Annotated in this window: 14 protein-coding genes, 1 pseudogene and 1 riboswitch; of the genes and pseudogenes, 4 read left to right on the top strand and 11 right to left on the bottom strand. The window is 71.4% G+C overall.

The features are described from left to right. Positions 1-155: 155 nt before the first annotated feature. Positions 156-836, bottom strand: a complete 681-nt coding sequence (locus OHO83_RS26630; RefSeq protein WP_266671324.1) for a transglycosylase family protein — start codon at positions 834-836, stop codon at positions 156-158. A gap of 4 nt (positions 837-840) precedes the next feature. Beyond that, positions 841-1011: riboswitch (cyclic di-AMP (ydaO/yuaA leader) on the bottom strand. Positions 1012-1180: 169 nt separating this feature from the next. After that, on the bottom strand, positions 1181-2101 hold the full coding sequence (locus OHO83_RS26625; protein WP_330279800.1) for a transglycosylase family protein: 921 nt from the start codon (positions 2099-2101) through the stop codon (positions 1181-1183). 459 nt (positions 2102-2560) lie between these two features. Between OHO83_RS26625 and OHO83_RS26620 the strand changes: the two genes are divergently transcribed. Continuing rightward, positions 2561-3799: a cytochrome P450 family protein gene (locus OHO83_RS26620; RefSeq protein ID WP_266671326.1), complete on the top strand. Its 1239-nt coding sequence runs from the start codon at positions 2561-2563 to the stop codon at positions 3797-3799. Here the strand turns inward: OHO83_RS26620 and OHO83_RS26615 are convergent. From OHO83_RS26615 to OHO83_RS26595, 5 genes are all read right to left on the bottom strand, one after another. Beyond that, complete coding sequence (locus OHO83_RS26615) at positions 3793-4791, bottom strand: nucleoside triphosphate pyrophosphohydrolase (RefSeq protein WP_266671327.1); 999 nt, start codon at positions 4789-4791, stop codon at positions 3793-3795. The two genes, OHO83_RS26620 and OHO83_RS26615, sit on opposite strands and share 7 nt — an antisense overlap. Positions 4792-4824: 33 nt before the next feature. Then, positions 4825-5505, bottom strand: a complete 681-nt coding sequence (locus OHO83_RS26610; RefSeq protein WP_330279799.1) for a SurA N-terminal domain-containing protein — start codon at positions 5503-5505, stop codon at positions 4825-4827. Positions 5506-5652: 147 nt separating this feature from the next. Then, on the bottom strand, positions 5653-7137 hold the full coding sequence (locus OHO83_RS26605; protein WP_264484725.1) for a serine/threonine-protein kinase: 1485 nt from the start codon (positions 7135-7137) through the stop codon (positions 5653-5655). Between the two features lie 50 nt (positions 7138-7187). Then, positions 7188-7838, bottom strand: coding sequence for a hypothetical protein (locus OHO83_RS26600; RefSeq protein ID WP_330279798.1), 651 nt, complete (start codon positions 7836-7838; stop codon positions 7188-7190). A gap of 112 nt (positions 7839-7950) precedes the next feature. Continuing rightward, the gene (locus OHO83_RS26595) at positions 7951-10035 is read right to left on the bottom strand and encodes an N-6 DNA methylase (RefSeq protein WP_330279797.1); all 2085 of its coding nucleotides are present in this window, start codon (positions 10033-10035) and stop codon (positions 7951-7953) included. A gap of 198 nt (positions 10036-10233) precedes the next feature. On the opposite strand from OHO83_RS26595, the gene OHO83_RS26590 reads away from it, so the two are divergent. Together OHO83_RS26590 and OHO83_RS26585 are read left to right on the top strand one after the other, a co-directional pair. Then, positions 10234-10725 (top strand): hypothetical protein, encoded by a 492-nt coding sequence (locus OHO83_RS26590; RefSeq protein ID WP_266671333.1) that lies wholly within the window; start codon positions 10234-10236, stop codon positions 10723-10725. 57 nt (positions 10726-10782) lie between these two features. Then, a complete protein-coding gene (locus OHO83_RS26585) occupies positions 10783-11538 on the top strand; it encodes a hypothetical protein (protein WP_266671335.1) in 756 nt (251 codons plus the stop codon). Between the two features lie 18 nt (positions 11539-11556). On the opposite strand, the gene OHO83_RS26580 is transcribed toward OHO83_RS26585, so the two are convergent. From OHO83_RS26580 to OHO83_RS26565, 4 genes and pseudogenes are all read right to left on the bottom strand, one after another. Beyond that, positions 11557-12270, bottom strand: coding sequence for an HNH endonuclease family protein (locus OHO83_RS26580; protein WP_266671337.1), 714 nt, complete (start codon positions 12268-12270; stop codon positions 11557-11559). Between the two features lie 273 nt (positions 12271-12543). Next, positions 12544-16095 (bottom strand): transcription-repair coupling factor, encoded by a 3552-nt coding sequence (gene mfd, locus OHO83_RS26575; protein WP_329434863.1) that lies wholly within the window; start codon positions 16093-16095, stop codon positions 12544-12546. A gap of 215 nt (positions 16096-16310) precedes the next feature. Then, positions 16311-18881, bottom strand: a complete 2571-nt coding sequence (locus OHO83_RS26570) for an ABC transporter permease (protein WP_330279796.1) — start codon at positions 18879-18881, stop codon at positions 16311-16313. After that, positions 18878-19668, bottom strand: a pseudogene (locus OHO83_RS26565) (ABC transporter ATP-binding protein). Before OHO83_RS26565 ends, OHO83_RS26570 begins: the two are co-directional and overlap by 4 nt. Before the next feature lie 406 nt (positions 19669-20074). Between OHO83_RS26565 and OHO83_RS26560 the strand changes: the two are divergent. Further along, the gene (locus OHO83_RS26560; RefSeq protein WP_266671345.1) at positions 20075-21691 is read left to right on the top strand and encodes an MFS transporter; all 1617 of its coding nucleotides are present in this window, start codon (positions 20075-20077) and stop codon (positions 21689-21691) included. Positions 21692-21748 lie beyond the last annotated feature (57 nt).

Here is a 21748-nt window from a genome sequence, read left to right as displayed (position 1 = left end):
GCCCAGGACCCCGCACACACCAAAACCCCGCCCCGGGTGCGACGGGGGAATGCGCACCCGGGGCGGGGAGTCCATGGGGGGACCTGGCGTGGTACCGGCCGTCCGCCGAGAGCCGGTACCCGAGCGGCCTGGAGGCTGCCGCTCTCCTCTAATACTTACTTGAGGTGGAGCTGCTGGCCCGGGTAGATCAGGTCGGCGTCCTCGACGATGTCCTTGTTCAGCTTGAAGAGCTTCGCCCAGCCGCCCTTGGTGCCGTGCTCCTCGGCGATGGTGCTGAGGGTGTCGCCGGCCTTCACCTTGTACTCGCCGTCACCCTTCTTGACCTTCTTGCCGGCCGGGGTCTCGACGGTCTTCTTCGCCTGCTGCTTCGGGGCGGCAGGCGCCGTGCGCTGCTGGCTGCGGGTGGTCGGCTGCTCGGTGCGCTCCTGCTTCTGCGGGGCGGCGGCCGGGGCGGAGCCGGTGGAGGCGGCGGACAGGCCCACGCCGCAGCTCGGCCAGGCACCCTTGCCCTGGCTGGCCAGGACCTTCTCGGCGACGGCTATCTGCTGCGCCTTGGAGGCCTTGTCGGCGCTGGAGGCGTAGGCGGTGCCGCCGTACGCGGCCCAGGTGGACGAGGAGAACTGGAGGCCGCCGAAGTAGCCGTTGCCCGTGTTGATCGACCAGTTGCCGCCGGACTCGCACTGCGCGACCGCGTCCCACTCAGAGGTGGTGGCGGCGGAGGCGCCGGTGGCACCCATCAGCGGCACGGCGACAGCGGCACCGGCGACGCCGGCGAGCGTGGCGACACGGACGGCCTTGGACGGGCGGCGGTGCTTGCCCTTGCTGGAAAACAGCATCGAGAGATCCCCTCACCGACGCCTACGAGGTGAGCTGTCGGGTTCGGGCCGGATGAGTGCCCGGTCGCACGTCCTGCGTGCGACTTCACCCCAAGCCGGTCGGTCGGCCGTCTCTCGACGGCCGGGGCCGGCACTTACCTGGGTCCCCCGCTCCTGCCTACGGCGCTTACGCGACGACTGTTCCCGTACGGACGTTGGCAGGATTCGGCGTGACATCCGACGGGGCCCGCTGTGGCGAGCGGTGATGACCGTAAGCAGTGGATCGCCCGAATTTCAAAGACGATCAGGGCCTTTGAGACCCATCTCTCACTCTCGCCAAAGCGGACAATAAGCCCGAACTGCCGCTACTTTTCGCCCGATTCGAGCCCAAGATCCAGACTCTGACCAGGAAGGATGAGGTCGGGATCGGCGCCGACCGTCTTCTTGTTCTCGGCGTACAGAGCGGCCCATCCGCCATCCACGTCATGGGTGTCGGCGATGTCCCAGAGGTTGTCGCCGGCGCGCACGGTATAGGCGCCTTCATCGGCATTCGCGCCCTTGCGCCCGTTTTCACTACCGCGCGAGGCATGGCGACCCGAACTGTCGTCAGCACGCGAGGCGCCCGCGGTATCGTCCTCGGCCGCTTCGCCGCGGTGGCGGCCGGAGGCGGGCGCGGCAGCGGAGTCCGAGCCGTCGGAGGCCTCCGACGAGGGCGCGCCGGAGGTCGAAGTCGCGTCTTCCTGACCGGACTTGTCACTCTTGGAGTCGTTCGCGGTGTTACCTGCGGTATCACCCGAGTCGTCGTGATTCTTCTCTCGGGAGTCGCCCTTCGCGCCCGAGGCCGCGGAGTCCCCCTGTCCGTCGCTCGCGTCGTCCTTCCTGGTGTCGCCGCTCGACGCGTCGCCACTGCCGGAGTCGTCGGCGGACGCGGACGGGGTCGGCAGGGCCGCCCCCGGATCGACCTTGGCCGCGGCGTCGTCCACCGTGAGGCCCGAGGTGACCGAGCAGACCGGCCACGCCCGCGGACCCTGGTCGGCGAGGACCTTCTCGGCGACGGCTATCTGCTGCGAGCGGCTGGCCTGGTCGGCGCGCGGCGCGAAGTCGAGGCCGCCGTAGTTCTCCCAGGTCTCCTGCGAGAACTGGAGCCCGCCGTAATAGCCGTTGCCCGGATCGGCGCTCCAGGAGCCGCCGCTCTCGCACTCGGCGAGCTTGTCCCACGTCGCCGTCGAGGCGGCGCTCGCGCTGGTCGCGCCGAGCAGGGGGATCGCGATGGCGGAGCCGGCCACTCCCGCGGCGACGATGAGCGCGGGAGCCTGGCGGGGGCGACGGTGACGACCGTTCCCGGTGAGCATGGAGGCGCCTTTCGGGGGCTCGGGGAATGCTGCGGCGGGTGGTGCCGCGATGACTGGTGAACGTAGCGGGAGTCGAACGCTTGTCACAAGTCGATGCAGCCGAGATCACGTGAAAGTCACAGTCTTGACGGACCGTCAGCTAAGGGGCTTTGTCCGGGCTCTACCTGATGCGGCGTGAACTCGGCCGGAAGCGTGCGCAATCCCCGCATGACGAGCCCGCCGCGCCGGAGCGCCTCCCGCGACGGAGTTCCGCGGCCGAGGAGCAGCGGCCGGAAATTCTCGCCCAAGCCGTGCCGTAATCCGCATAGTTCTTCCAGCCGTCCCTATCGCGCCAAAGCGGCTCAAGACCTCACGGGCGCCGGCTCGCAGGACGACTCCCTATACGGTCGTCTCGTGAACGCCCCGAACGCCGCACCCGAACTCTTCACCTGGGAGTTCGCCTCGGACCCGTATCCCGCCTATGCCTGGCTGCGGGAAAATGCCCCCGTCCACCGGACGAAGCTGCCCAGCGGCGTCGAGGCGTGGCTGGTGACCCGCTATGCCGACGCCCGCCAGGCCCTCGCGGACAGTCGGCTGTCGAAGAATCCCGAGCACCATGCCGAGGATGCGCAGGGCAAGAGCAAGACCGGCATTCCGGGCGAGCGCAGTGCCAATCTGATGACGCATCTGCTCAACATCGACCCGCCGGACCACACCCGTCTTCGCCGTCTCGTCTCCAAGGCGTTCACCCCACGGCGTGTGGCCGCATTCGCGCCGCGTGTTCAGGAGCTGGCGGACGACCTCATCGACCGGTTCGCACCGCAGGGCGAGGCCGACCTCATTCACGACTTCGCCTTTCCCCTCCCCATCTACGCGATCTGCGACCTGCTCGGCGTCCCCCGCGAGGACCAGGACGACTTCCGCGACTGGGCAGGGATGATGATCCGGCACGGCGGCGGCCCGCGCGGCGGCGTCGCCCGCTCCGTCAAGAAGATCCGCGGCTACCTCGCCGAACTCATCCACCGCAAGCGCAACGACCCCGGCGACGACCTGATCTCAGACCTCATCCGCGCCTCCGACCACGGCGAGCACCTCACCGAGAACGAGGCCGCCGCGATGTGTTTCGTGCTGCTGTTCGCCGGTTTCGAGACCACCATCAACCTGATCGGTAACGGCGTGTACGCGCTCCTCGGCAACCCCGAGCAGCGCGCCCGGCTTCAGGAGTCGATCGAGCGCGGCGAGCGGGAACTCCTCGACACCGGCATCGAGGAACTGCTCCGCTACGACGGCCCTGTGGAACTCGCCACCTGGCGGTTCGCCACCGAACCCCTCACCATCGGCGGACAGCAGATCGCCACCGGCGATCCCGTACTGGTCGTCCTTGCCGCCGCGGACCGCGACCCGGCCCGTTTCCATGAACCGGACACGCTTGACCTCTCCCGCCGCGACAACCAGCACCTCGGCTACGGCCACGGCATCCACTACTGCCTGGGCGCGCCGCTGGCCCGCCTCGAAGGCACGGTCGCCATCGAGACGCTGTTGCGTCGTCTGCCGGATCTGGAGCTGGCCGTCGACCGTGCCGACCTACGATGGCGCGGAGGGCTCATCATGCGCGGGCTGCGGACCCTTCCGGTGGAGTTCGCCGCTCACTGAGCGGCCGGCCCCTCCGCCGCCCGGATCGCGTCCCGGTACGCCCGGGCCGCCGCGCGCAGTGCCGCCTCCGGGTCGATGCCGTCGGCCTCGGCGCGCAGGGCGATGGCGAGCAGTTCGTAACCGACGCCCTCGCCGCCCGGCACCGGCACGTCGAGGCCGGCCGTGCGGACCCGGGATCCCAGCTTCGCCGCGAGCGCGAGGCCGGGCTGTCCCACCGGCACCCCGTCCGTGACGGACTCGCGCTGCTTCTCGACGGCCTTGGTGCGCAGCCAGTGCTCCTTGACGTCCTCCGGCGTGAGCGCCGTGTCGTCGCCGAAGACGTGCGGGTGACGGTGGATGAGCTTCTCGACGATGCCACCGGCGACGTCGTCCACGGAGAACGCCTCGTCCCCTTCCTCACCGGAGGCCTCCTCGGCGATCCGGGCGTGGAAGACGACCTGGAGGAGCACGTCCCCGAGCTCCTCGCGCAGCTCGTCCCGGTCACCGTCCTCGATCGCCTCGACGAGTTCGTACGCCTCCTCGATCGCGTACTTCGCCAGGCCCTTGTGGGTCTGCTGCGAGGACCACGGGCACTCTCGGCGGATGCGGTCCATGACCTGGACCAGGTCGAGGAGGCGCGCGCCCGGCAGGTCGTAGGAGGCCGGGAGCAGTTCCAGGTCGGGCATCGCGACGCGGCCCGAGCCGGCGAGCGCGGCCAGGCCGTCGGTCAGGCGCCGGTCGCCCTCGGCGGTGGCGACGACCACGACGGTGCGGCCCCCGGCACAGGCGTCGACGAGCTCGTGAGCCGTCGGCGCCGCCTCCCGCACCTCGATGCCGGCCTCCCGCAGATACGGCAGCTGCGGGTGCGCGGCGTCGGCGCACAGCACCTCGTCGGCGGCGTGCAGGAGCTGCCAGGCCGACCAGGACAGCAGGCCGGGCGCGACGCGGTGACTGGTGGTGAGCAGGACGATGCGGCCGGTCGGGACGGCGGCGGGTGCGTTCTCGGCGTTCACGCCTCGAACGTAACCCAGGCCGCCCGCCGCGCCCTACGCCGTCTGCTCGTCCCCCGTCTTCGGGGACGTGACCTCACGCACCCACGGCGTCTTCGCGTCGGCGCGGCCGTGGCTCTTGGCGATGTCCCAGGTGCCGTAGCGCGGGTTCAGGTCGACCTTCAGCTCCTTGGAGGCCTGGTCGAGCGCCTTCCAGAAGGGGGCCTGGTCGCTCTCGGACTGGGACTGCATGTTCGCGCCGACCTTCTGGGCAAGGCCCATGACCTCAAGATCGGTGCGGGCGCTCTCCGCGATGCGCTCGGGCGCGATGTTGTACTGCTCGAGCAGGGCGAGCCGCATCTGCCGGACGCCGCCGGCCTGCTGCGCCATCGCGGCTTCCCGCTCCTGGACCTGCCTGCGGCTCACCTTGACGCCCGCGTCTGCGGCCGCGCGGTGCAGGACCCGGTCGAAGACCATGGAGTGCAGCGTGTTCCGGGTGAGGCCGCCGGACTTGGCGATGGCCTGCTCGTACTGCTGGTCGTCCTTGGTGGCGGCCTGCTGGGCGTCGCGCACCTCGTTCACCCGGTTCTCCAGCTGGGAGACGGTGATGCGGTAGCTGCCCATGACGGCCGCGGCGCCGGGATGCGCGTCGTCGCCGCAGGCGGTGAGGAGGGGGACCGCGGCTACGGCGGCGGTGGCGAGGACGAGCGCGGTGCGGCGGCTGTTGCGGCGATGCAAGGTGGGCCTCCCTGCGAAGAGTTTGTGCGTCGGTGCACAAAGTCCGGCGGTGATCGATGTTAGGCAGTGGCCGTGCTCTCGGCCACCTATTCGACCCAACGATTCGCCGGGAGTTGAGGCACTCCCCCGCGCCCGGCCCGCTCCGGTTCAGCCCCGGACCTGCCCCAGCCACTGCAGGGTGCGGCGGATCTCGGCAGGGAACGGGTGTCCCGGCCCGTGCAGGCGCTCCGCGTCGTGCAGGAGACGTACGAGGGTGTCGTGCGCGGCGGCCCGGTCGCCGAGCGCGAGGAGCAAGTGGCCGATGCGGCGCCGGACTTCGAGGGGCAGCGTGATGTCCGTCGTCGCGTACTGGTTCTCGTAGTACGGGAGCAGCGCCCGGTATTCGGCGAGCGCGGCGGCCGGTTCGCCGAGCTGTTCCAGGCACTGCGCGGCCTCGTAGCGGAACTGGAGGGACTGCGGGTCGGCCTGGCCGGCCTCGGCGGAGCGCTCGTCTGCGAGGCGGCGCAGCTCGGGCAGGGCGCGGCGGTACTGGCCGTCGTCCATGAGCGTCGCGGCGTACTGCTTGCGCAGGGTCCGCACGACCGGTGAGTGCTCGCCGTGCTGGGCCGCGGCGGCGGGCAGGATCGCGCCGAGGATGTCGACGGCCTGCGTGATGCGGCCCTCGCCGAGGAGCCGCTTGACCTCGTCGACGGCGCCCGCGACGTCCGGCTTGTCGGTGTGGGGCGTGGGCGCGGCGGGCTGCGGGGCGGGGGTGCGGGCGCGGTCGGGCCAGGGGGCGTGCGGGCGCAGGAAGGGGCGGGTCGGGTCGAGGGGACCGCCGCTCGGCACGCCGCGCGCGGGCAGCAGCGGGAGCAGGGCCTCGTACGTCTCCTGCGCGGAGGCGGGCCGGTGCTGCGGGTCCTTGGCGAGCAGGCGCAGGACGAGCGCCTCCAGGGCTTCGGGGACCTCGGGGCGCAGGCGGCGGACCGGCAGGGGCGGCTCGTAGAGGTGGCGGTGCAGGACGCCGAGGGCGGTGGAGCCCGCGAACGGGACGTCTCCGCTGAGGAGTTCGTGCAGCAGCACCCCGAGCGCGTACAGGTCCGTGTAGGGGCCCACCGCGCCGCCCATGGCCTGTTCGGGCGCCATGTAGGCGGGGCTGCCGATGGGGGAGCCGGTGTGGGTGAGGCGGGTGGTGTCGGTGTCGAGCACGGAGGCGACGCCGAGGTCGAGGACGGTGACGGTGCCGTCCTGCTTGACCATCACGTTCCGCGGCTTGAGGTCGCGGTGCACGATCGGCACGGCGTGCACCGCGCACAGGACGGCGCACAGCTGGGCCGCGACGGAGACCGCCCACTGCCACGGGTAGGGGTCGTGCTCGGCGAGGTGGTCGGAGAGGTCGGCCCCGTCCACGTACTGCATGACGAGGTAGAGGTCCTCGCCCTGCGTGCCCGCGTCGTGGACGGTGACCAGGCCGGGGTGGTCGACCTGGGCCGTGACACGGCACTCGCGCACGAAGCGGCGGCGCAGCTCGTCTGCCTCCTGGCCGGCGACGCGGTCGGGACGCAGCAGCTTCACCGCGACGCGCCGGTCGAGCCTCTGGTCGTACGCCGTCCAGACCTGGCCCATGCCGCCCTGGCCGATGAGGGTGGACAGCTCGTAGCGCCCGGCGACGAGTTGTCCGCCGGACGCGTTCAGGGGGTGGGTCACCGTCCGCCTTCCTGCTTTCGCAGGTAGTCGCTGAGTTCGTCGAGCTCCGCGCGGACCTGGTCGATGCGGTGGGGCGGCGGCGCCTGGTGCTGCGGGGCGGGGGTGGGCACGGGCGTGGGGGCCTGGCCCGCGGTCTGGGTGAGCTGGTCGTGCACGGGCGGCGTCGTCGGCGGCGTGGGCTGCGGCGTGGGCGGCGCGTAGTGCTGCGCTTGCGGATACCCGTACGCGGGCTGCTGGAGCGGGGGTTGCCGGAACTGCTGCTGCGGCTGGTACCCGCTCGCGTAACCGCCGTAGAACCCGAGGCGCCTCTTGCGGCCGTGTCGGATGTCGGCCACGAGGTAGTACGAGACGACTCCGGCGAGCGTGAGCAGGAGGATCGTCATGCCCGCGTCGCCCCGCCACGTCGTGAACTCGTCGACGCCCGGGTCCGTGGCGAGCAGCGCGACCGTACCGGCCTGGAGCGCGGCGACGGACGCGAAGATGATCCAGTCCGTCCTGCTGCGCGTCGTCAGCGCGAGACGCAGCAGCGCCGTCCACGCGAGAAAGCCGATGCTCAGCACGGCGAGCGCCACGAACAGGACGCGCAACCCGATCTGCACGCCATGCGACGGGCGCTGTGGCGGTGGCATGTAGCCCTGGCCGTGCATGGCTTCTCCTGCTGCTCCTGCTGACGGGTCCTTTGTGTGTCGAGCGTATAGGCCGACTCCGACAACCCGCGCCGGGTTGTACGGAACCGTTGTCGTACGGATGTCAAACACGTCACTCGGGGCCGAGGGTGCCGTCCGTCAGTCCGTCGTGCAGGCCCCGCACGAGCTGTTCGCCGAGGCGCGCGGCCTGGCGCAGGGCGTCCTCGAACCCGGCCAGGGCGCGGAAGCGTTCGCCGTAGCGGCGCTGGTCGGCGAGGGGCAGGCGCGGGAGTTGGAGGCGGCGCACGTCCAGACGCGTCGCGGTGGACGCAAAGCTGCTGGCCTGCCGGTTGTTGGCGGTGCCGCGCAGGAACCCGGCGAGGAACCAGGGGTCGAGCGCGGCCCGGTCGGGGCGCAGCAGCGTCAGGCCGCGGCCGAGCGCGGCGCCCGCGGTGGCCTCGTCGACGACGCGGACGACCGCCCCGCCGCCCGCCAGCGGCACGACGACGTCGCCCGCCTCGACGAGCACGGCCTCCTCGTCGCCGCCCTGGGGCGAGCCGGAGGGTGCGGTGCCGGCGAGGACGTCGTGGTCGGTGAGGACGGGCGCGCCCGCGGAACCTCCGGTGGCGGGACCCGAGGCCGCCGCGGCGGTCCGCAGCAACACGGCGCCTGCGCGGGCGAGTTCACCCACCGTCGTCTGCGGCCAGCGGGCCGGGCTCTGCGCGGCGGGCGGGGTGTCGGGGGCGCGGTCGGCGGTGAGGCGCAGGGTGTCGCCGAGGCGGGTGCGGACCGCGGCGAGTTCCTCGGCGCCGCCGCCCGCGGCCGGGGGCGGCAGCCGGCGCGCGGGCGCGAGGTCGACCTCGTCGTCGAGCAGTTCGATCACGGGCACGGAGCGGGCGACGCCGGGCAGTTCCTCGATCGTGCCGTCGCGGTCGAAGGGCCGCCAGGCGTCGAGGACGGCCTGCTGGACCTGCTCCCACGGCAGCCTGTCGCGTCCGTCGCCGGAGCCCGCCGGGCCGCCCCCGGTCGTCTCGACGAGGAGGAGTTCCGGCGCGGGCGGCGTGCCGGCGCCGGGCCTGCGCAGGACCCACAGGTGCAGCGGGATGTTGTTGGGCGGGACGGAGCCCGCGGGCAGGGCGATCACGGCACGCAGGGCGCCGCGGCGCAGCAGGTCGGCGCGGATGCGGCGGCCGGAGCGGCGGGAGGCGGCGGCGGGCGGCATCAGCAGGACGGCGGTGCCGCCGTCGCGCAGGCGGGCCAACGCGTGCTGGATCCAGGCGAGTTCGGACTCGGTGCGGGCCGGGAAGCCGTACTCCCAGCGGGCGTCGTAGGCGAGTTCGTCGTGACCCCAGTTGCGTTCGTTGAACGGCGGGTGGGCGAGCACGGCGTCGGCGCGGACGTCGGGGAACGCGTCGGCGCGCAGGGTGTCGCCGGCCGCGGTACGCACGGTGGCGCCGCCGGCGGCCGGGGTGCCGAGCGCGAGACGGAGCGCGGTGAGGGCGGCGAGGTCGGGGACGCTGTCCTGGCCGTAGAGGCGCTGGTCCGGCTCGGGTGAGAGGTCGCGCACCGCGCGCAGCAGGGCGCCGGTGCCGCAGGCCGGGTCGAGGACGGTGCGGGCGGGTCCGGCGAGGGCGGCCATGAGCTGGGCGGGGCCCGCGGGCGTGAGCGTGTACTGGCGCGGGTTGGCGTCGAGATGACGGCCGAGCAGGAACTCGTACGTCTGGCGGGCGCCCAGTTCCGCGGCGAGTTCGGCGGCGCCGCGCAGCAGCGGGACGGAGGGCAGGAGGCCGGTGTCGGGCAGGCTCACGGCGCGCTCGCCGCGGGGGCCGAAGCGGCGGTCCAGGACGTCGTCGAGGGCGGCCGGGAGGCGCTGGGCGAGGTGCTCGTCGGAGACCGCGGCGAGTTCGAGCCAGTCGGTGGGCCGGTCGTGCACGAGGAGCAGGGCGCAGCCGGTGTGCAGGAGCGCGACCCCGGGGCCCGCGGGGTGCCCGGCGAGCTGCTGCCAGACACGTTCACGCAGCGGGACCTCGGCGAGCTTGCCCTGCTCGCGCAGCCAGGTCTCGACGTCGGTGAGGGCGAAGGAGGGGCTGGTCTCCGTCCCGCCGACGGGCTTGGGGAAGTCGGGGTGGCGGCGGCGCCAGTTGCTGACGGCGGCGCGGCCGACCCCCGCGAGCCGGGCGATCCCGGCCGCGGTCACTTCTGTGGCGTTGTCCTGCACCCGGCGTGCTCCCCTCGGCTCCCCACATGACTGTGACGCCGAGCATACCCGCGAACACGCAAGCGCCCCATTCACGAGCGTGTACACACTCGAATCCGTGAATCGTGTTGACTCGGTTCACAAGCTCTGCTCTTATTGACCCATCGAAACAAGCGGTCGCCGACATCGAGGGGCCGCCTTCTGTTGGGGGGATCAGCCATGGGCATGAAGACCAAGGTCGCGCTGGGTGCGGTGGTCGGGATCGTCGTGATCGGCGTCGTATCGGCCAACTCCGGCGACGGCGGCAACGGGGGGAAGGGCGGCGACACCTCCGCCGCCGCGGACAAGAACGCGGGCGGCTCCGGCGACAAGGCCGGCAAGACCGGTGGCGCCGCCAAGTCCGACGCCGGCGACAAGGGCACGTCGAAGGCCTCGCAGGCCGAGCAGTTCAAGGCCTTCGTGGCCAAGAACGGCACGCCCAAGGAGAAGGCCGCCGTCGCCCACGTCCTCAAGGTCCAGGGCGCCGACCAGCAGAACGACATCCTCGACAGCGCCGACGTCTACACCGACTTCACCGGCGGCCTGATGGGCGAGGGCTCCGGCCCCTCCAAGCTGATCGCCTCCGCGTTCGCGGACTGGAAGGACAGCAAGAACGGCCTCGTCACGGTCTACGACGCCGACGGCGAGATCATCACCAACGGCAACTTCTGACGGCCGTACACCACCGCTCCGCCTTCACCACCTCAACCACTCACACCGGGAACTCCCATGCGCCGCAGCACACTTGCCGCCCTCTGCCTCACCGCCGTCACGACCGCCCTTTCGCTCACCGCCTGCGGGCCCGGCGGGGCAGCGGGCTCAGGAGACAAGCCCAAGGCCCCCTTCGCCGACCTGTCGGGACCGCAGATCGCCAACAAGGCGATGAAGGCCACCCGCGGCGCCACGTCCCTCACCATCAAGGGAAACGCCGCCGACGGGGACGGCGGGCAGATCGCCCTCGACGTCGCCCTCGACAAGAAGGGCGAGTGCGCCGGCTCGATGGGCATGAACGGACAGGGCAAGGTCGACCTGATCAAGACGGGCCCGACCGTGTACCTCAAGTCCGACGAGGCGTTCCTGCGCGCGCAGAGCAAGGGCGAGTCCAAGGCGGACACCGACGCCGTCGTGAAGATGCTCGCGGGCCGCTGGATGAAGTCGAAGGCGGACAGCCCGGACGCCAAGGACATGGCGGACTTCTGCGACCTCGACTCGATGCTCGCCGAGTTCAAGAGCAATGACACCCTCGCCCGCAAGGGCAGGGCGACGACGGTCGACGGCACGCCCGCGTTCACGGTCACCGAGACCGACGGCAAGGACGAGTTCACGCTCTACGTCGCGACCGAGGGCAAGCCGTACGTGCTCAAGCTCGTCACCAAGTCCGCCAAGGAGCCGGCCTCGCTCACGTTCTCGGACTACGACAAGCCGGTCGAGGCGGCCCCGCCGGCCGACAAGGACATCGTCGACCTCGACAAGCTGGGCGGCTGAACCGGCCTGCTCACACGCTCACTTGGCGTGGAAGCGATCCGGCGCCGACGTCGGGTTGCCACCCGTGGGCAGCGCCTGGTCCGGGCAGGTCGACAGCACCCGCTTCATGGCGTCCCGCTCGCCGGCCGTCACCCACAGCCCGTACTTCTTCTTCACGGCGACCTGCCCGGCGACATAGGTGCACCGGTACCCCTTGCGGGGCGGCAGCCAGGTCGCCGTATCGCCCTCGCCCTTGCTGCGGTTGGGGCCCGCGTCGACCGCGAGGAGGTTGAGCGGGTCGTTGGCCAGGGCGATGCGCTTGCTCGGGTCCCACTTCTGGGCACCCTTCTGCCAGGCGTCGGAGAGGGCCACCAGATGGTCGATGTCGACCCGGCTGCGGCCGCGCGCGAACGCGATCTCCTTGCCGGTGTACGGGTCGGACGCGAGCGTCCCCGACACGACCGTGCAGCGCCCGTCGCGGAACTTCACCCCCGTCAGGTCCCGCTTGAGTATGTCGTCCCGGGTGTCGCAGCCGTTCGAATCGGTGTCGGCCCAGGCACTGCCGAAGCGGCCCCGGTCGTAACCGGTCTTGGGCGCCCGCCCCTTGACCGAAAGCGAGTTCACGGCGTCGAGCGCACTGCCCGCCTTGTACTCGGGTCCCGACGCCGCCCCGCCCTGCTGCTCCACGGTGCAGCCGGTGGCGGCGGCCACGGTCACCAGTACGGCGGCGACGGCCCGCCCAGCGCCTCGCATCACGACGCTCCCCCCTGCTAGTCCGGTTTCGGTGTCACCGTATCGGGTGAACGCGTCCGTCACCCGGGCGCACCGGGGCACGCGGAAGCAGCCGCCTTCACGTCACGCCTCCCGGTCACGCCTTCCCGATGACGTGCAGCACCGCGTGGGGCGGTTCGGGGAGGTGCCACAACTGGCACACCTGCCGGGCTCGGCCTCGGCGTTCTCGGACAGGACCGACCGCCCCCTCGCGCTCGCGCCGCGGGACGGGCGCAGGGCCCGTCCCGCGGCGCTCTACGAACCGAGGATCGACGTCAGGAACTCCCCGACCCAGCCCAGGAGTTCGCGTCCGACCAGCGGCTTGCCGCCCACCTTCGCGGTCTTGGGGCGCGGGACGAGCACCTGGTGCGCCGCCGGCTTGATGACCGTGCCCGGGTAGAGGCGCTTGAGGCGCAGCTCCTGCGACTCCCTCAGCTCCACGGGGGCGAAGCGGATGTTGTTGCCCTGGAGGACGATCTCGGCGACGCCGCACGCCCGCGCGAACATGCGCAGACCGGCGACGAGCAGCAGGTTCTCGACCGGCTCCGGCAGCTTGCCGTAGCGGTCGGTGAGCTCCTCGCGGACCGCCTTGACGTCCGCTTCCGTGTTCACGGAGGCGATGGCGCGGTAGGCCTGCAGCCTGAGCCGCTCGCCCGGCGCGTAGTCGTGCGGGACATGCGCGTCGACCGGGAGCTCGATCTTGACCTCCAGGGGCGGCTCCTCCTCGACGCCCCCTTCGAGCGAGGCGCGGTAGTCCGCGACCGCCTCGCCGACCATGCGGACGTAGAGGTCGAAGCCGACACCCGCGATGTGGCCCGACTGCTCTCCGCCGAGCAGGTTGCCCGCGCCGCGGATCTCCAGGTCCTTCATCGCCACGTACATACCCGCGCCCATCTCCGTGTGCTGGGCGATGGTGGCGAGGCGCTCGTGCGCGGTCTCGGTGAGCGGCTTCTCCGGCGGGTACAGGAAGTAGGCGTAACCGCGCTCACGGCCTCGGCCGACGCGGCCGCGCAGCTGGTGGAGCTGGCTGAGACCGAAGTTGTCGCCGCGCTCGACGATCAGCGTGTTCGCATTGGAGATGTCGATGCCCGACTCGACGATCGTCGTCGAGACGAGGACGTCGAACTTCTTCTCCCAGAAGTCCACGACCACCTGTTCCAGGGCCTGTTCGGACATCTGGCCGTGGGCCGTCGCGATGCGCGCCTCGGGGACGATGTCGCGCAGGCGGGCCGCCGCGCGGTCGATGGACTCGACGCGGTTGTGGATGTAGAAGACCTGGCCCTCGCGCAGCAGTTCACGGCGGACGGCCGCGCCGATCTGCTTCTCCTCGTACGGGCCCACGAAGGTGAGCACCGGGTGGCGCTCCTCGGGCGGCGTGGTGATCGTCGACATCTCGCGGATGCCGGTGACGGCCATTTCGAGCGTACGGGGGATGGGGGTCGCGGACATCGTGAGGACGTCGACGTTCGCACGGAGCTTCTTCAGCTGCTCCTTGTGCTCGACGCCGAAGCGCTGCTCCTCGTCGACGATGACGAGGCCGAGGTCCTTGAACTTCGTCTCGGAGGAGAACAGGCGGTGCGTGCCGATGACGATGTCGACCGCCCCGTCGCGCAGACCCTCCAGGGTGGCCTTCGACTCGGTCTCCGTCTGGAAGCGCGACAGCGCCCGAACCTTCACGGGGAACTGGGAGTAGCGCTCGGAGAACGTGCCGAAGTGCTGCTGGACGAGGAGCGTCGTGGGCACGAGGACCGCGACCTGCTTGCCGTCCTGGACGGCCTTGAACGCGGCGCGCACCGCGATCTCCGTCTTGCCGTAGCCGACGTCGCCGCAGATCAGGCGGTCCATCGGGACCGTCTTCTCCATGTCTTCCTTGACCTCGGCGATGGTCGTGAGCTGGTCGGGCGTCTCCACGTACGGGAAGGCGTCCTCCAGCTCGCGCTGCCAGGGCGTGTCCGGGCCGAAGGAGTGGCCGGGCGCCGCCATGCGCGCCGAGTACAGCTTGATCAGGTCCGCGGCGATCTCCTTGACCGCCTTCTTCGCGCGGGCCTTCGTCTTCGTCCAGTCCGCGCCGCCCAGCCGGTGCAGCGTCGGGGCCTCGCCGCCGACGTACTTGGTGATCTGCTCCAGCTGGTCGGTGGGGATGTAGAGACGGTCGCCGGGCTGGCCGCGCTTGGCGGGCGCGTACTCGACGACGAGGTACTCGCGGGTCGCGCCCTGGACCGTGCGCTGCACCATCTCGATGTAGCGGCCCACGCCGTGCTGCTCGTGGACGATGTAGTCGCCGGACTCCAGGGTGAGCGGGTCGATCGTCTTGCGGCGGCGGGCCGGCATGCGCTGGCCGTCCTTGCCGGCCGCCTTCTGGCCGGTGAGGTCCGTCTCGGTGAGGACCGCCAGCTTCAGGGCCGGGTCCACGAAGCCGTAGTCGATGGAGCCGCAGGAGACCTGCACGACCGCCGGGGTGAGCTCGGTGAGGTCCTGGTCGAGGCGCGCCGGGACGCCTTCGCCGCCGAGCACCTCGACGGTGCGGGCGGCGGGGCCGTGCGCCTCGGTGACGTAGACGGTGCGCCAGCCCTCGGACAGCCAGCCCTTGGTGTCGGCGAGCGCCCGCGCGGTGTCGCCGCGGTACGACTCGGGGGCGTGCATGCCGAGCTTGAGGGTGTCGGAGCCGCCCGCCGCGTCGGCAGGGGCGAACGTCTCGTCGGCGGCGAACGGGGAGACGGACCACCACATCATGTCCAGTTCGCGCGCCCGGTCGCGGACGTCGGCGATGGACCGCAGGGACGCCGCGTCGACGTCGATGGGGGCCTCGCCGCCGCCGGCCGTGGCCGCCCACGACGCGTGGAGGAACTCCTGCGACGTGGCCACCAGGTCGGCCGCGCGCGTGCGCACCCGCTCCGGGTCGCACACGACGGCCATGGAGCCCTCGGGCAGCACGTCGAGCAGCAGCTCCATGTCGTCGACGAGGACGGGGGCGAGGGACTCCATGCCCTCGACCGCGATGCCCTCGGCGATCTTGCCGAGGAGTTCGCCCAGCTCGGGGTGCTCCTCGGCGAGGGCCGCGGCGCGCTCGCGCACCTGGTCGGTGAGCAGCAGCTCACGGCAGGGCGGCGCCCACAGGCCGTGCTCGGCGACCTCCAGGGAGCGCTGGTCGGCGACCTTGAAGTAGCGGATCTCCTCGACGTCGTCGCCCCAGAACTCGACGCGCAGGGGGTGTTCCTCGGTCGGCGGGAAGACATCGAGGATGCCGCCGCGCACGGCGAACTCGCCGCGCTTCTCGACGAGTTCGACACGGGAGTAGGCGGCCGCGGCCAGCGACTCGACGATCTCGTTCAGATCGGCGCTCTGTCCGGTGCTCAGCGCCACGGGCTCCAGGTCGCCGAGCCCCTTGACCTGCGGCTGGAGCACGGACCTGACGGGGGCGACGACGACGGAGACCGGGCCGGTCTCGGGGTCGTCGGCGCGGGGGTGCGCGAGGCGGCGCAGCACGGCGAGGCGACGGCCCACGGTGTCGGAGCGCGGGGAGAGCCGCTCGTGCGGGAGCGTCTCCCACGAGGGGTACTCGACGATGCCGTCCGGCGGCAGCAGCGAGCGCAGTGCCGCGGCCAGATCCTCGGCCTCCCGCCCGGTGGCGGTCACGGCCAGCACGGTCCGCCCGGTCCGCCGCGCGAGGGCGGCCACCGCGAAGGGCCGCGCGGCGGGCGGGCCGACGAGGTCGACGTGAGGGCGGCGCCCGTCGGTGGCGGCCTTCACCGCTTCGGCGAGCGCCGGGTCTCGACTTACGGCGTCCAGCAGACCGTGCAGGCTCATGAAGGGCTTCCATCCCGGTGAGTGGGCAACGCGAACCGCCCGACACGTCGAACGGGCCGGGGGTCTTCCAGACTACGACGCGCCGCCGACACCCGCGTGCGGATCATTCGCGGATCACATGGATGGTCCCCACGGCGCACGGCGGCCCCGGAGTGTCCGGGAAGGACACTCCGGGGCCGCCGTCCCCGTTCCCCCGTTCGCACCGCCCCGCGGAGCTACTCCGTGGCGATCGCGTTCAGTACGTTCATCCGGCCCGCCCGGAACGCCGGGATCAGGGCGGCGAACAGGCCTACGAAGGCCGAGCCGATGAAGACGCCGATGATCGTCGGCCAGGGGATCTCCAGGACGTCCAGGCCCTCCAGGGCGAGGAGCTTCTGGGCGGTCGCGCCCCAGCCCATGCCCAGGCCGAGGCCGAGGAGGGCGCCGAAGAGGGCGATGACCACCGACTCCAGGCGGATCATGCGGCGCAGCTGCCGGCGCGAGAGACCGATGGCCCGCATCAGGCCGATCTCACGGGTGCGTTCCACCACGGACAGGGCCAGCGTGTTCACGACGCCCAGGACCGCCACGATGATCGCGAGGGCCAGGAGCCCGTAGATCATGTTGAGGAGCTGACCGATCTGGTCCTTCAGGGTCTGCTTGTAGTCGGTCTGGTCCTTGACGTGGACCGTCGGGTCGGACGCGACCGACGACTTCAGCGCCTTGTAGGCCTGGTCGGCCTTGCCGGCGTCCGCCTTGGCGAACATCATCCCGTTGAGCGGCAGCCGGTCGGCGGGCAGGTACTGCTTCGCGGTCGTGAGGTTGATGTACATCGCGCCCTTGTCGAACGTGGTGTCGTCCGACGTGATCGCCGCGATCCTCAGGTCGGCGGTACGGCCGCGCTCGAACGCGACGTTCATGGTGTCGCCGACCTTGAGGTGGTTCTTCTCGGCGAACTCCGAGCCGACCGACATCGCGTTCTTCCCGTACGCCGCCGACAGCTCACCGGCGGTCGTCTCGCGCCGCAGGTCCTGGGCGTAGGTGGGTGTCGCGGCGACGAGCTCCTCGTCCTCCTTCGTACCGCCCGGCGTGGTCAGCTTCGTCCTGACGTACTTCACCTCGGTGACGTGCGAGAGGTACGGAGCCTTCTTCAGGGCCTCGGCGGCCTGCGGCTTCAGCCCGTTCTGTCCCTCGATGATGAAGTCGGCGCCGACGGACTTGTCGAGCTCGCTGGTGGCCGAGGCGACCATCGAGGAGCCGACGACGGACAGGCAGGCGACGAGCGCGAGGCCGATCATCAGGGCCGCGCCGGTGGCGCCGGTGCGGCGCGGGTTGCGCAGCGCGTTGCGCTCGGCCATGCGGCCGACGGAGCCGAACATCCGCAGGAGCACGGCGCTGATGACGCGCACCACACCGCCCGCGAGCAGCGGTCCGACGACGACGAACCCGATGAGCGTGGCGACGATGCCGACACCGAGCCACAGGGAGCCCTCGCTCGCCTCGGCGGCCTGCGTGGCGGTGTAGAGCGCGAAGCCGCCGCCGCCCGTGAGGACGAGACCGATCAGGGCGCGGACCAGGCCGGCCTTGACGTCGGCGGGGGTGCCGGCGTCCCTGAGGGCCGCCATCGGCGAGACCTTGCCCGCGCGGCGGGCCGGAACGTAGGCGGCGAAGACGGTGACGACGATGCCGAGGAGCAGCCCGACCACGGGGGTCGTCCACTGGACGGTCAGGTCGTCCGTGGACAGGTCCATGCCCGCCGCGGACATCATCTTCATCAGACCGACGGCGAGTCCGACGCCCGCGCCGACGCCGATGACCGACCCGAAGACGCCGAGCAGCAGCGCCTCGACGAGGACCGAGCGGTTGACCTGCTTGCGGCTCGACCCGATGGCGCGCATCAGTCCGATCTCGCGGGTGCGCTGGGCGACCAGCATCGAGAAGGTGTTGATGATCAGGAAGATGCCGACGAGGAAGGCGATCCCGGCGAAGCCGAGCATGGCGTACTTGATGACGTCCATGAACTCGCCGACGTCCTTGCGGTTGGCGTCCGCGGTTTCCTTCTGGGTCTGGAACTTGTACGGGCCGTCGAGGGACGCCGCGACGTTCTTCTTGAGGACGCTGTCGCTGACGCCGGTGGCGGCGGCGACGTTGATCTGGGTGAACCGGCCGCCCCGGCCGATGAGTTCGCGCTGGGCGGTGGCCGTGTCGAAGTAGACGACGGCGGCACCGGGGTTGGTCACCTTGAAGGAGGCGATGCCGACGATCTTCGCCCTGAAGTCACCGGTGGCGGCGATGGTGCGCAGTTCGTCGCCCATCTTCAGGTGGTGCTTCTTCACCGTGTCGGAGTCGACCATGACCTCGGTGGGCCCGCGCGGGGCGTGGCCTGAGGTGATGTCCATGGAACGCAGATCGTTGTGCGTCCAGTTGCCCGCGATCGTGGGGGCGCCGTTCTCGGAGCCCATGTTCTTGTTGTCCGCGTCCACGACGGTCACGTTCATCGAACTGACCGCGCCCTCGGCCAACTTGACGCCGTCGGCCCGCTCGACCCGCGCGAGGACGGAGGCCGGCAGCGACTCGGGACGCCCGGTGTCGCTGCCCTCGCTCTTGGCGGCCTTCGGGCTGACGGTCACGTCGGACGACGTCGCCGCGAACAGTTTGTCGAACGTCGTGTCCATCGTGTCGGTGAAGACGAGCGTGCCGCACACGAACGCCACCGACAGCAGGACCGCGACAGCCGAGAGGGCCATGCGTCCCTTGTGCGCGAAGAAGTTGCGCAGGGAGGTCTTCATCACGGTGTTCGCACTCATGACGTGCGCCCCCGCGCGTCGAAGTCCTTCATGCGGTCGAGGACGGCGTCCGCGGTGGGGCGGAGCATCTCGTCGACGATGCGGCCGTCCGCGAGGTACAGCACCCGGTCCGCGTACGAGGCCGCGACCGGGTCGTGGGTGACCATCACGATGGTCCCTGGCCGAGCTCGTCGACGGACTGCCGCAGGAAGCCGAGCACTTCGGCGCCGGCGCGGGAGTCCAGGTTTCCGGTCGGCTCGTCACCGAAGATGATCTCCGGCCGGGCGGCGAGCGCGCGGGCCACGGCGACGCGCTGCTGCTGGCCGCCGGAGAGCTCGGTGGGCCGGTGCTTCAGGCGCTCGGCCAGGCCCACGGTCTGCACGACGCGGTCCAGCCACTGCTTGTCCGCCTTGCGGCCTGCGATGTCCATGGGAAGCGTGATGTTCTCCAGCGCGTTCAGCGTCGGCAGCAGGTTGAACGCCTGGAAGATGAAGCCGATCCGGTCCCGGCGCAGCTGCGTGAGCTTCTTGTCCTTGAGGCCGGTGATCTCGGTCTCGTCCAGGTAGATCTGCCCGGACGTGACGTTGTCGAGCCCGGCGAGGCAGTGCATGAGCGTGGACTTGCCGGACCCCGAGGGGCCCATGATCGCGGTGAACCGGCCGCGGGCGATGTCCACATCGACGTGGTCGAGCGCGACGACCCGGGTCTCGCCCGAGCCGTAGGCCTTGACGACCTGCCGCGCCCGCGCGGCGACGGCCGTCCGCCCTCCAGTGCCCCCGTGCCTGGGAATGGTCACAGCCGTTGTCACGGTAAATCTCCTATGTCGGTCATGCGGAATGTCAGGGGTGTGCGACGCACTTCAGGTATGGGCCCGGAGTGCGGTGAGGCTCTGCGGCGTGCTGTCAGGTCTCTGCGACGTGCTTCAGTCTGGTGGCGGGAGGTGCCCCGGCGCCCTGGTGTGGGTCACCCTCTTTCCCGGGGGAAAACCCCACCCCTTGAAGGTAGGAAGAACCCCCCACCCCTCTCGTCCTCCGGGGGTACGAACCGCCCCCGGTCCGTAGTACGGAGGTCCCCCTAGGGGGAGTCCACCCATCGGTGGAGCTCGTCTAGGGGTTCGCTCCACCTTCCCGCGCATCCGTGCTCCACCCTCCCGCGGCGGCAGGGTCGGGTGAGAAGGTGTCGGGGGCGAGATAGATGCAGGGGGAAGGAATCCGGTGGGCGGCGCGACAACGCAGGCGGGCACGGGAACGGACCGGCGCCGGGGCGCGGTCGTCGCGGCGCTGATGCTCTCCATGGCACTGGCGGCACTCGACTCCACCATCGTCTCCACGGCGGTCCCGCAGATCGTCGGCGACCTCGGCGGCTTCTCCGTCTTCTCCTGGCTCTTCTCGGGCTACCTGCTCGCCGTCACCGTCACGCTGCCGGTCTACGGGAAGCTGTCCGACACCTTCGGCCGCAAGCCCGTCCTGATCGGCGGCAGCATCCTCTTCCTCGTCGGATCGGTCCTGTGCGCGGGCTCCTGGAACATGGGCGCGCTCATCGCCTTCCGTGTCGTCCAGGGCCTGGGCGGCGGCGCCATCCAGGGCACCGTCCAGACCCTCGCCGCCGACCTCTACCCGCTCAAGGAACGCCCCCGCATCCAGGCCAGGCTGTCGACGGTGTGGGCGACCTCTTCCGTCGCGGGCCCGGCTCTCGGCGGGCTGCTCGCCTCGTACGCGGGCTGGCGCTGGATCTTCCTGGTCAACGTGCCCATCGGCGTGATCGCCCTCTGGCTCGTCGTGCGCCATCTCCACGAACCCGTACGGGAGAAGGGGCCGCGCGCCCGTATCGACTGGGCCGGCGCGCTCGCCGTGTTCGCGTGCGGCGGGGTGCTCCTGACGGCGCTCGTGCAGGGCGGCGTCGCCTGGGACTGGCTCTCGGTTCCGTCGATCGCCATGTTCGGTACGGGAGTCGCGCTGATCGGCGCCGTCGTCGCCATCGAGCGGCGGGCCGCCGAGCCGATCATCCCCGGCTGGGTCTGGCGCCGCCGCACCATCGCCGCCGTCAACCTCGCGCTCGGCGCGCTGGGCCTCCTGATGGTCGCGCCGACCGTGTTCGTGCCCACGTACGCGCAGGCCGTCCTCGGACTCGCCCCCATGGCCGCCGGGTTCGTACTCTCCGTGATGACACTGAGCTGGCCCGTCTCCGCGGCCCTCAGCCAGCACGTGTACCGCAGGATCGGCTTCCGCAACACGGCCGTCGTCGGCATCGCGGCCGCGCTCCTCATCCTGCTCGCGTTCCCGCTGCTGCCCTATCCCGGATCCGCCTGGCAGCCCGCGCTGGTCATGCTGCTGCTCGGCGCGGCGCTCGGACTCTTCCAACTGCCCCTGATCGTCGGGGTCCAGTCGACCGTCGGATGGGCCGAGCGCGGCACGACGACCGCGTCCGTCCTGTTCTGCCGGCAGATAGGCCAGACGGTCGGCGCCGCGCTGTTCGGCGCCGTCGCCAACACGGTGCTCGCCGGCCGCCTGGGCGGCGCGGGGTCCCTCGACTCGGTGGCCGAGGCCCTGGAGAACCCCGCGTCCGTGGCCGACCCGGACCGGCTGCGGCGGGCCGTGGCGGCGGCCGTCGACTCGGTCTACGTGGGCGCCGCGTGCGCGGCCGCGCTCGCGCTGATCGCCCTGCTGTGCCTCGCGCCGCGACGATTCCCGGTGCTCGACCAGGACGGTGAGAAGGACCCCGAGCCGGGCGGCGAGCGGTCGGACGAGGGGACATCAGGGGCCGCCGGCAACTCAGTTGGCTCACAAGATGCGCACCGGCATCACTCACCCCTCTCACAACGAACCGACTGAACAGTTCGCGAGAACCGTCGCGCAAACCCCCTACCTACGAGTAACGTTCCGGCTCCC

The sequence above is a fragment of the Streptomyces sp. NBC_00569 genome, assembly GCF_036345255.1.
GTDB lineage: Bacteria > Actinomycetota > Actinomycetes > Streptomycetales > Streptomycetaceae > Streptomyces.
The sequence above is the reverse complement of the archived record's forward strand: the minus strand, read 5'-3'. Positions and strand labels throughout refer to the sequence as shown.